Raw genomic sequence first — 10,944 nt, 5'->3', positions numbered from 1 at the left:
TCGATGATCGCCAGCACGGCCGAGGAGTGGTCGTTGGCGTGGATCCAGTCGCGGACGTTCTCGCCCTTGCCGTAGAGCTTGGGGCGGATCCCGTCGATCACGTTGGTGATCTGGCGCGGGATGAACTTCTCCACGTGCTGGTACGGGCCGTAATTGTTGGAGCAGTTGCTGATTGTGGCCTGCAGCCCGAAGGACCGCACCCAGGCGCGGACCAGCAGGTCGGAGCCGGCCTTCGTGGAGGAGTACGGGCTGGAGGGGTTGTACGGGGTGGACTCGCTGAACCGTTCCGGGTCATCGAGTTCCAGGTCGCCGTAGACCTCGTCGGTGGAGATGTGGTGGAAACGCTTGTTGTGCTTCCGGGCGGCCTCGATCAGCGTGTAGGTGCCGATGATGTTCGTATCCAGGAACGGGCGCGGGTCATGCAGGGAGTTGTCGTTGTGCGATTCCGCGGCGTAATGGACCACAACGTCCGAGCCGGCCACGAGCGTGTCCACCAGTGCGGCGTCGCAGATATCACCCTGCACGAAGCGGAAACGGTCCTCGGGGAGCCCCCTCAGGGACTCCAGGTTGCCGGCGTACGTCAGCTTGTCCAGGACAGTGACGCGATACTCCGTGTTCTCCAGAACGTAGTGGACAAAATTCGAACCGATGAAGCCGGCACCGCCGGTGACAAGTATGTTCCCCATGAAGTATGACTTTACCGGTTTGCGGAAGTGACTCGAACACGAAATGATCTGGCACATGCGAGGAATCATCTTGGCTGGGGGAACTGGATCGCGCTTGCATCCGATAACCCACGGCATCAGCAAACAACTTGTCCCTGTCTATGACAAACCGATGATTTACTATCCTTTGTCGACCCTCATCCTGGCTGGCATCCGGGACATCCTGATTATCACCACCCCTCACGACGCTGACCAGTTCGAGCGTCTGCTTGGTGACGGTTCGCAGTTCGGCGTGAATATTACGTATACGCAGCAGCCGTCACCTGACGGGTTAGCGCAGGCGTTTACGCTCGGGGCTGATCACATTGGTTCCGATTCGGTGGCTCTGGTGTTGGGCGACAACATCTTCTATGGGCACGGCTTGGGCACCCAACTTCGCAGGTACTCCGACGTTGACGGAGGCGCAGTGTTTGGCTATTGGGTTCAAAACCCAAGGTCCTACGGAGTTGTCGAGTTCGATGACAACGGACGGGCGATCTCCTTGGAAGAGAAGCCCGAAAACCCCCGAAGCCATTACGCGGTGCCTGGACTCTATTTTTATGACAATAATGTGGTTGACATCGCCAAGAATTTGGTGCCATCGTCGCGCGGTGAGCTGGAAATTACGGATGTCAATCAAACTTACCTTGACCGCGGAAAACTACAGGTTGAGGTACTCCCGAGGGGAACAGCGTGGCTAGACACTGGGACCTTCGATGACCTCAGCGATGCATCGAACTTTATAAGAACAGTGGAAAGCCGCCAAGGTCTGAAAGTTGGATCGCCTGAGGAAGTGGCTTGGCGACAAGGCTTCCTCACAGACGACGAACTGCGTCTGCGGGCCGAACCGTTGGTCAAGAGCGGGTATGGATCCTACCTTCTGAGCCTGCTCGCCTGAACCGCAGAAATGTCGCCAGCGTTGCTGCCCGTGCTAGGGTAAGCGCGCCGGCGTACCCAACGGAGTGCCCTCAAATAACCCATTGGATGAGGAGCCGGATCTCATGTATCCGCCTTGTTTTGTGCGGCTGCGGGCAGCGAATAATAATCCCGCGTGCGCTTCATTTTCGCAGCGGATCGAGTAACAATCGGAAGAGTGGCAACCATGAAACCGGAGAAACAGACAGACGTGTCCAAGTCGGTGGCGATAATTGGAACCCGCGGATATCCGAGCTACTACGGCGGGTTCGAAACAGCCGTTCGGAAGTTGGCACCTTATCTGGTTGATTCCGACTGGGATGTCACTGTTTACGGGCGAACGGGAGCCACGAAAGAGGATGACGCTGCAAGGGATATGCGCGTTCGATCCGTTATGACGGCAGGCCTCGAAAGCAAGTCGTTGAGTACACTGACCTTCGGCTTGACCTCCGTTATTCACGCACTCGTCCACAAACCCGATGTCGCCCTCGTCATGAATGTAGCAAATGGATTCTGGCTCCCACTCCTTCGACTGAGGGGGATACCAACTGTCGTTAATGTCGACGGAATAGAGTGGGAGCGGGCCAAATGGGGCCGATTGGCGAAATCGGTGTTCAAATTGGGTGCCAAATTTACTGCTCGATTTGGCAACGTTTTAGTGAGCGACTCTTTAGAAATCGGGCGCCGTTGGCAGGAGGATTTCTCTAGGGACAGCATATTCATCCCATATGGTGGCGATGAACCCTCACTATTGCCCGTAGTTCAAGGGCTTGAACACGGAAAATATGTTTTGCTCGTAGCCCGCTTTGTCCCTGAAAACACCGTCAATGAGTTTTTTGAGGCCGCGGAGAAACTGGCCACGGAGTTTCCGGTTGTTGTAGTTGGATCAACCGGTTATGGCGGTGAGTTGGATGATAAAGCAAGGCAACTCGCAGCTCGCTATGCGAATTTCACATGGCTTGGTCATCTAAGTGACGACCAACAACTGCTCTCCTTGTGGCAGCACGCGGGAGTTTACTTTCATGGGCACAGCGTCGGTGGTACAAACCCGGCGCTGGTGCAGGCCATGGCCTGCGGGGCTCCAGTCCTGGCAAGACGGACTCAATACAACTTAGAAGTTCTGGCGTCCGAAGCAAACATGGTTGATCCCGCGCCCGACGAAATCGTGGCTGCGATCCAGGCGCTAATGGCGAATCCCGATGAGCGGGCAGCTGCAGGCAGGCAGAACAAGTCGCGTGCAGCGGCACACTACAGTTGGCGAGATGTGTGCGCTGCATACGAACTTGCTATATCCACTTCCGCAGTGGCCGCTTCCCGCGGCTCCAATGCCGACCCTCAGAGAGTGAGTAGAGGGTCCGATGCAGTTAGGGAGTGATTACACTAATATCCGCGTGCGCCCCGAACTCAGGGCTACTCAGGTAAAAGAAGCAGAAGATATGTTACCGGCGCTCACCCTGTATCTTTCTGAAAAGTATGATCTCGGAAATACGCAGATCCCGACTCACTGTGTAAAAGTTTCTTTCATAAAATGCTTATGGGTCATTGCAAGGTCAAGGGCCATCGTGCTTGATGTTCCAGAGCCACTATGGATACGTTTCGCCTTGAAGAATCTTCTGATAATGTCCGTTTGGAAGTTGTCTCGGGGTTTTTCGACGCAGCGCCGTGAAGTTGTGTCTTATGCGATTGAGAACAATTCAATTGAGAACATCTTGTGGCCGAATCGACGGATTCCTCAGGCTTTTGTGCGTTTGTTTGCTTTTCTGTATGGCTTGGCCGCTTATACTTTGATCGACCGAATTGCTTTCGGTAGTTCCGGCGCCAAGCAGCTGTATTCTTCACTTCCTTTCTTTGAGAAACTAGATAGTGTTCTTATCGAAGAACTCCCGGTGGCCGAGTTCATGCCTGCTCCAGCCGATGGCCCCCAACCTTTGAAGCATGCAGTCTTCGTTGGGGCGTTGGATGACCGCAAGGGAATTCTCGACCTCATGAGCGCGTGGGAACATGTGGAAGCGGTCATGCCCCAGGTAGAGCTCAAGATTATTGGAGACGGTCCTCATTCGGCCGCCGTTTCGAAATGGTGCCTCGAACGCCCAGCTGGAAGGCGCTATTTGGGCTTTGTTGAACATGCGGATGTTGGTGCGCACCTACTGCCGGGAAAGGTCCTGGTGGCGCCGTCAAGGCGGAAGGGAAGATGGCGTGAGCAGATAGGACTCCCCATCGCGGAGGCCCTTTCGCGTGGCCTCACGGTGGTTACTACCGATGAGACAGGTCTTGCCCAATGGCTGGCCCGAAATGGTCACTATGTAATTCCCGAAGAAACCGTCAACGCGGCTTTGGCGGGATCGATCGTCCGCGCGCTCCAGCAGCCGCTCTCACCGGCGTCGGTGGTCGCTTCTCTGCCGACAACAGCCGGGCGAATAGCGGCAGATCATTGGCTTCAGACAGGCAAGAATACTAGCTGGAAGGATTCACGGTAAATGTCCTCTTCTGACTTGGCAGTAATCGTCGTCCATCATAAGAGCTTCGATAGCTTGGTACAGACACTTCGTCGCCTTTTGCTCGAAGATGTTGTGCCTTCGCAGATCTTAATCGTTGACAATGGTGGCGAGTCTGATCTGCATTCGAAATTGCACCGTTTGGTTCACGCCGAACTAAACGTGATCTATTGCGATAACAAGGGTTATGGTGCGGCCGTGAACGCCGGAGTGGAGTGGCACTCCCAGAATACGACATCGAGGTTCACCCTCGTTTCGACGCATGAGTCACTTCCAGAACCGGGGGCCACCGGGCGTCTCGTGAGTGCCCTGATCAATGACGCTAAAGCCGCCGTAGCGGGACCTGCTTTGGTAACGGGGCACGAATCGGACGTCATCTGGTCCTTGGGCGGTTACCTTTCTCCCATTATGAACATTCCCCGGCACTTTGCGCACGGTCAAGATCGCAGCGATGCCGAGCTTGTTGGCATTCGACCGGTCAAGTGGATTGATGGGGCGTTTCTTGTATTCCGCAGAGAAGTGCTGGAGGAATGCCCTATCGACGAGCGGTTCTTCCTCTACATGGAAGAGGTGGACCATCAGATCGAACTAGGTAGACGAGGCTGGAGAGTCCTCATGGTGGGATCCGCCGTCGTCTGGCAGTCATCTGCTGGAACGCCTTCCTACTACCAGGCGCGAAATATACAACTGTTCCAATCGAAGAACGGGTCGCGACTCCAGAAGCTCATATCGACGCCGTTCGTGGTTGCTAGGACACTCGCCAAGACGACTATCAGGGACCGGACATTCTCGCAGTACGTTCCCCTGTTTAAAGGATGGAGAGATGGGGCGCTTATCAAGTCTCGGCGTGCAACCTCCGCCTCTGCCGTTCAACCAACCGTCATTGTAGTGAACCCGTTGGGAGGCGCGCTGGCGCACTACACCGAAGCCTTAACCGAACTTCTTCGTGCGACGGGCGCAGATGTAAAGCGTCTTGAGGTGAACGAGCCATCAATATCGGGGAGCAGCCGGTTCCGTTGGGTGGGAGAATACCTAAACATGCTTCGGCAGGCAAGGCGCGCCGCCTCTGGTAGTAAAGACAGTGTTGTCCTGTTAACTTGGCCCGTCTTCGGATTCCTTGATCTTTTGATCGTTAAAGTACTGTGCGGCAAAGACTCGGCAATTGTCTATCATGATCCGAAGCCCTTGGTTCGTTCGGTTGGTAGCGGACGTATAACGGGCTGGCTGATGCGGTTTCTACCAGGCAAACCGCGTGTTATTGTCCACAGCCAACAGGCAAAGGCTGCCATGGAGTCTGTTGTCACGATATTAGACGTCATTATGCATCCAATGTTTCGACCTCCGGCGCGCAGGCCTGACGAGAAAGTTGATGCTGCCCTTAAGGTAATCCGTGTTCTCGGCCAATACAAACAAGACAGGGATGTGGACGTACTACGGTCTTTGGCCGCAGCCCTTGGACATGGTTTTAGCCTCGAAATTGTTGGAAGAGGTTGGCCGGCTGTCCCTGGCTGGCTTGTCGACGCCCGGTTCGTTCCCGAGGAAGAACTTGCTCTCCTTGCCCGGACGAGTGATGTCATCTTGATCCCATATAAGCGTTTCTACCAAAGCGGCATAGCCGTTCGGGCTGTGGAATGCGGCACGCCGGTCGTCGGGCGCGCTCGGACCAGCCTTGCTGATGTATTTGGTGAGTCGTCGCGTCTGCTCGTCGGAGACGAGAGCTTGGTCGATGCGAATCCGATGAAGCCCTGGACTGACGCAGTTAGGTATGCAATCGAGCACGGCCGGGAAGAGACCTGCATCGCCGGAGAACGGATGTATGATCGGGCGGCTCGCGAGTGGAAATCATGGACAATCACGATGATGCTGGACGAACGAGGGGTGCGGAGTTGAAGGAAATAACCTATACATTATTGGCCCTTGGCCCTTCTGATGGTTCGTCTGATGAAGTCTGGCTCGGAGGTTCACTCATATCGCGTGTTATTCGGTACGAGGCAGCGTCCGTAAGCGGAAAGCGCTTCGGGTCCAGAATCTTAGGAATCGGTTGGGATTCGTTCCTTCTTGCGGTAAAGACACTCCGCCCAGGTATCAAGGGACCGTATCTCGCCAACAACCCCTGGATCGGGGCAGCCCTTCGCGTTACGGGTAGGACAAACTTCGCTGTGACCGGCGTATACGCAGAGCCCAATAGTCGAAGCTGGAAGTTGCTTCGAGGGCTAATTGGTAGCGCTCCGGTCGTTACACTCTCCGAGTCCGAAGCCGGTCCGTGGAACGAGTCAGGGGGCCGGGCCGAAGCCGTTCTATACGGTAACTACTTCGGATATCCCTCTAAAGCGGGCCGAGACGCCGTCTTTCACGTCTTCGTTGGTGGCTCATCTGATCGTGATCCGTTCGCCTTGCGGAAACTCGAGAACGAGGTTCTCGATAGCAAACATCCCGTGATGCTTACGCTGGCAACGGGGGAGCCGGCGGCTGAGCAGACCCGAGGAGTAAACGTTATTCGTCGCCCTGGTCCACTCAACCAGCAGGAATTCGGAGAGCTTCTGAGCACGGCGTCGGTCGTATTCCTCCCGCTGAAGGACGGAACGAGAGCCGCCGGCCACATGGTACTTGTAGGTGCTATGGAGTCTGGCGTGCCGACAGCCATCACGCCATCGGGCGGTATCCTCGAATATATCCAGGGGCCGGGTATATCAAAGTGCGACAGCTCGATCCCAATTCTTCCGCAACTAATGGACATCGGGGAACGTGGTCGAAACCGCGAAGAGGAAATTCGCGAATACTGGCAAAATAACTTCAGCCTAAGCGCATATATGTCGCGTGTGGAGGATGCGCTTCTCCGTATGTCCGCTCCTCGTTAGGGGGATGCGGAGAAAGTGCGAGTCCACGGCATTTCATCCGCCCTCAGGGCCAGCCGACAGCCACTTCCTGCCATTATCTTCGACACCAAACCTTGGGAAAGCTATAGCAGAACCTGGCCTGTAGCCGCTCTTTCACGTAAGCCGGGTCGTCAGATGCCGGTAGACTTGCTTTACATCTTGAGTCTTTGAAATTTTGGGGAGTGCCCATTGGCCACTCCATCAACCGATACAAGGGGAACCCGGTTTGGACCTTAGCGATTATCTACGCATCCTTCGGCGCAATTGGATCCTGGTCCTGTCTTTCAGCATGGTGGGATTGCTCATTGGTGGCGGAAGTTCAGTACTGACTAAGCCCACGTACACTGCAGATACGCAGCTATTTGTTGCTATTCAAAATTCTGGTTCAGTCCAAGAGTTGCAGCAAGGAAACACGTTCGGACAGGCGCGGGTTCAGTCTTACGTGCAAACGGTTGACTCGCCTGTTGTGTTGCAGCCTGCCATCGATGCACTCGGGCTGGAGGACACGTCCGCGGAGCTGGCTGAGCGTGTAACCGCAAGTGCCGACTTGAATACTGTGCTCATAAACATTTCGGTCAGAGACCACTCGGCGGTGCAGGCGGCGGCAATCGCTCAAGCGGTGGCTGACAGCATGATAGATGCGGTTGACACGCTCGAAAAGCCGCGAACTGGAGGGACTTCTCCGGTCAATCTGTCTATCATCAAGCCCGCCACCGCCCCGACATCTCCTTCAGCTCCAAATACCCGGCTCAGCCTTCTTCTGGGTCTCGCGCTCGGACTGCTCATAGGTGCGGTAGTCGCTGTATTGCGAGCCGCCCTGGACAGACGCATACGTGGCGAGGTCGATCTGCGTATGGTGACTGATGCTCCCCTTCTTGGAGGCATATCCTTCGATCAGGACGCCACCAGAAAGCCATTGCTTACGCAGGCCGCCCCCCAAAGCCCCCGTGCGGAGTCATTTCGCCAGCTCCGCACAAACCTCAGGTTCGCCAATATCTCCGGAAATGCCAAGAGCGTTCTGGTCACTTCTTCGCTGCCTGGGGAGGGAAAAAGTACCACAGCCACGAATCTCGCGATCGCGTTGGCGGAAGCCGGTCAGAGCGTCTGTCTTGTGGACGCTGATCTGCGACGTCCGATGGTCAGCGAGTACCTTGGCCTTGACCGAAATGCAGGACTGACGACGGCCCTCGTTGGCCTCGCTGATGTCAACGACCTTCTGCAGCCGTGGGGCAACGACAGCCTATACGTTCTCTCATCCGGGCAGATTCCACCCAATCCAAGCGAGCTCCTTGGATCTGAGAAGATGAAACAGGTCCTGACTCAACTTGAGCAGGTCTTTGACACGATCGTGATTGATGCCCCGCCATTGTTACCTGTTACGGACGCGGCCGTTCTAGCTCAGCACGTGGGCGGCATCGTGGTCGTCGTCGGTTCACACAAACTCAAGCAACAGGATTTGCGCAAGTCCTTGGACGCTCTAGCGCTGGTGGGTTCAAATTTGCTTGGCGTTGTGCTGAACCGGCTGCCGGTGAAGGGTCCGGACGCATACGCATACACCTATTACAGCCACAGTGAGAGCTCCAGCAAGAAACCGTCCGGAATCAGCAGCCAATCCACGCCTAGTGACTGGGACTCAGAACCAGCGTCCCGAGCTGCGTCTACTTTTCCGGCAGAGCGCGTGAGAAGGCCCTAATAGCCCGCTAACGTTCTGGAGTTTGGACGGCCCGAACCCTAGAGTACGGTGGCGACTTAAGGGAGTGTCCTTACGGTGGATCCACGATTGGCATTTAGCTAACTCTTACGCCGGAGGTGATGATGGCGAAGGCATTCAGCGCAGGCTTCCACCGTGTGTACCATCCATCGTGCCGGGTGGTTGCTTCGGCGCTGGCGATTTAGATTACGGGTCGGTGTTGTTTAGATCCGCCATGGTGCGTTCGTGGTGATCTGTGCGTACCGGAGGATGGCCGGGTGTTGATCCCGCGCTCTGTTCCGCGGAGCAGTCCCGTTAGGGCGTTGCGGTTCGCGGATTCGTCGGTGACCCAGCAGGGACTGTGAGTCAAGCAGTACCCTAACTGGGCCTTCGTTCCTGGCGCGCTAGGCTCCACCACCTGATCGCGAGTCGGCCCGAGGATGGAGCGGGCGGCGTCGATCGGATCGGGTTGGTCGGTGGGCCCGATGTCCGAGCGGACGCTTGGACTTGGGTGAGCCGGCACCGTAGTAGGACTCTTCCACGGCCGCGAATACCGTCCGGCCGCCTGTGCGTCTCCGGACCCGGGTGATCGCACGCTCGGCCCCCGTGGATGTGGCGGGGAACGCGGCCGTTTCGACCAGGGCGTTTCCGGCCAAGGTCCGCGACCGTCCAGCAGAAGCGACAGACAGATTAGCGGCCGCACATTCGGAGGCCGCCTCATCGTAGAAAAAGAGGCCGCTTAGCTATTGGGACGCTGGTGCCACGCGCTACGCGCTTCATCATCCTCGTGCATTTCGCGGCAACCGAGCCGGTGATCTCGCGGACCGCCTTGCAGAGGTGACAAGCAGCTAGCCGGTCCGTCTGCGCCGTCCCCTGACTTGCGACGAAAAGACTGAGAGGGCCTGCCGCCTGCCAGCAGGACTTCAACCGCAAGAACCCTCGTGCCCTATCCGGTACCCTGGCCGATCCTGCCGAGGATCAGCCAGGGGCGCATCCGCGTCGAATGCCGACGTGCGTTAGGCAAGTTCCGGGTGCATCAGGCTGAATACCCAGATCGTGACCAAGCCAAGCGAAATCAGTCCCGTGACAATGGCCATTAGGCGGTCGCCGAGAGACAACAAGACGAGAAATCCTGATGCCGCATCAACGAGAGCATACGCGCAGAGCAGAGCCAGGAGCCCAAAGCCCTCGGACTGAATGGACAGGGCCACGGCGGCGACGATAAGAGGCACTACGACGATGGTGATACGGGACGCACTCGGGGGTAGAAAGCGAAACATCATTCTCTGTGAGACGGAGGCAGACGCTGACGCGACGAGCCATAGCCCGACTGCTACGAAATGCAATCCGTAATCGGGGAAGAAAACGATTCCTCCCGCAGATCCAAAGAGACTGACAGCTCCAATTATGCCCCCCAAAATCCGGAGGAATCTGCGTGCCGCAATAGGCGACTCGGTATTCTGGTGAACAATTAAGGGCATGACTGCGTTAACGAAGGTGGCGGATACTGACCCAACAATCTTCATCGGCAGCGTCAGGAGCGTTAGGGTCGAAGGCGGTAGTACAAGAGCGAGCGACTGCACTACCATAAGTCCGCCATACCCCACGAAGGACTTAGTCAGGAACCACCAATGTGCGACGTGAGCGCGGGCAGGTGCCGCCGGCAGACCCTCAATGACAGTCCGGCCTACCCTCCTCCTCACAAAAATGACTAGAAAGGCCGTGTTGGCCGCCGCTAATGCAGCCAACATGGCAGTAACGGTTGCTGTGGATGAGGGCCAGGGGAACGCGACGACAAGTGTGGCCAAAGCGTTGGCGGGCAACGCGATCGCTGCCACCCAATGGGGAACCCCGTCCGCTTCGGCGGCGACCGCGAGATACCAAAGTCTTGCCTGCACAACGGCATTGAGCGCAGCCAGGCCTAGAATCGGAACCAGGTCTTCGGAAACGCGCCCTTGGGCCGCTAACCATGCTGCACCTACACCGACGGCCGCCAACGCAGATACGGGCACCCACAGTCCAAAGCGCTCAGACCCTTTGCGAGTCACCCGGTCCTGGCTGAGCAACATGGGGTACAAGACCCCGACGATCAAGATTTGAGTCGGCAGGTTGCCTAAGTTGAAAAGGTAGAAGTATGCATCTGTCGCGTTGCTAGGTCCATGACGCCAGAGAAGGGCAGCTAGTTGGAGGAGGCCCGAAACCTGAGAAGCAAGGGACAGCACGGATGGCCCCATATGGCGGCGCTTAAGCTGAAATGCTGGTGA

8 protein-coding genes are annotated in these 10,944 nt (G+C 56.7%); 6 read left to right on the top strand and 2 right to left on the bottom strand.

The genetic code is table 11. The features are described from left to right. A partial coding sequence (locus tag WMN78_RS02865; RefSeq protein WP_340531907.1) for a dTDP-glucose 4,6-dehydratase occupies positions 1–686 on the bottom strand: 686 nt, incomplete at its 3' end. A gap of 55 nt (positions 687–741) precedes the next feature. Between WMN78_RS02865 and rfbA the strand changes: the two genes are divergently transcribed. The 6 genes from rfbA (at position 742) to WMN78_RS02835 (ending at position 8,683) form a co-directional block, all read left to right on the top strand. Further along, a complete protein-coding gene (gene rfbA / locus WMN78_RS02860) occupies positions 742–1,602 on the top strand; it encodes a glucose-1-phosphate thymidylyltransferase RfbA (RefSeq protein WP_340531906.1) in 861 nt (286 codons plus the stop codon). Between the two features lie 204 nt (positions 1,603–1,806). Beyond that, positions 1,807–2,994 carry a glycosyltransferase gene (locus WMN78_RS02855; RefSeq protein WP_340531905.1) on the top strand — a complete coding sequence of 396 codons (1,188 nt, stop codon included), beginning with the start codon at positions 1,807–1,809 and terminating at the stop codon, positions 2,992–2,994. 16 nt (positions 2,995–3,010) lie between these two features. Then, entirely contained in the window at positions 3,011–4,096 is a 1,086-nt protein-coding gene (locus tag WMN78_RS02850) for a glycosyltransferase family 4 protein (protein WP_340531904.1), read from the top strand. After that, positions 4,097–6,004 carry a glycosyltransferase gene (locus tag WMN78_RS02845; protein WP_340531903.1) on the top strand — a complete coding sequence of 636 codons (1,908 nt, stop codon included), beginning with the start codon at positions 4,097–4,099 and terminating at the stop codon, positions 6,002–6,004. After that, positions 5,950–6,972, top strand: a complete 1,023-nt coding sequence (locus tag WMN78_RS02840; RefSeq protein ID WP_340531902.1) for a hypothetical protein — start codon at positions 5,950–5,952, stop codon at positions 6,970–6,972. The genes WMN78_RS02845 and WMN78_RS02840 overlap by 55 nt, the downstream gene beginning before the upstream one ends. Positions 6,973–7,216: 244 nt before the next feature. Further along, entirely contained in the window at positions 7,217–8,683 is a 1,467-nt protein-coding gene (locus tag WMN78_RS02835) for a polysaccharide biosynthesis tyrosine autokinase (protein WP_340531901.1), read from the top strand. A gap of 1,013 nt (positions 8,684–9,696) precedes the next feature. Here WMN78_RS02835 and WMN78_RS02830 read toward each other — a convergent pair. Beyond that, a complete protein-coding gene (locus WMN78_RS02830) occupies positions 9,697–10,902 on the bottom strand; it encodes a hypothetical protein (RefSeq protein ID WP_340531899.1) in 1,206 nt (401 codons plus the stop codon). Between the last annotated feature and the right edge of the window lie 42 nt (positions 10,903–10,944).

It is taken from the genome of Arthrobacter oryzae, assembly GCF_037911235.1.
Taxonomy (GTDB): domain Bacteria; phylum Actinomycetota; class Actinomycetes; order Actinomycetales; family Micrococcaceae; genus Arthrobacter; species Arthrobacter oryzae_E.
This window is presented reverse-complemented; position numbering and strand designations above follow the sequence as displayed.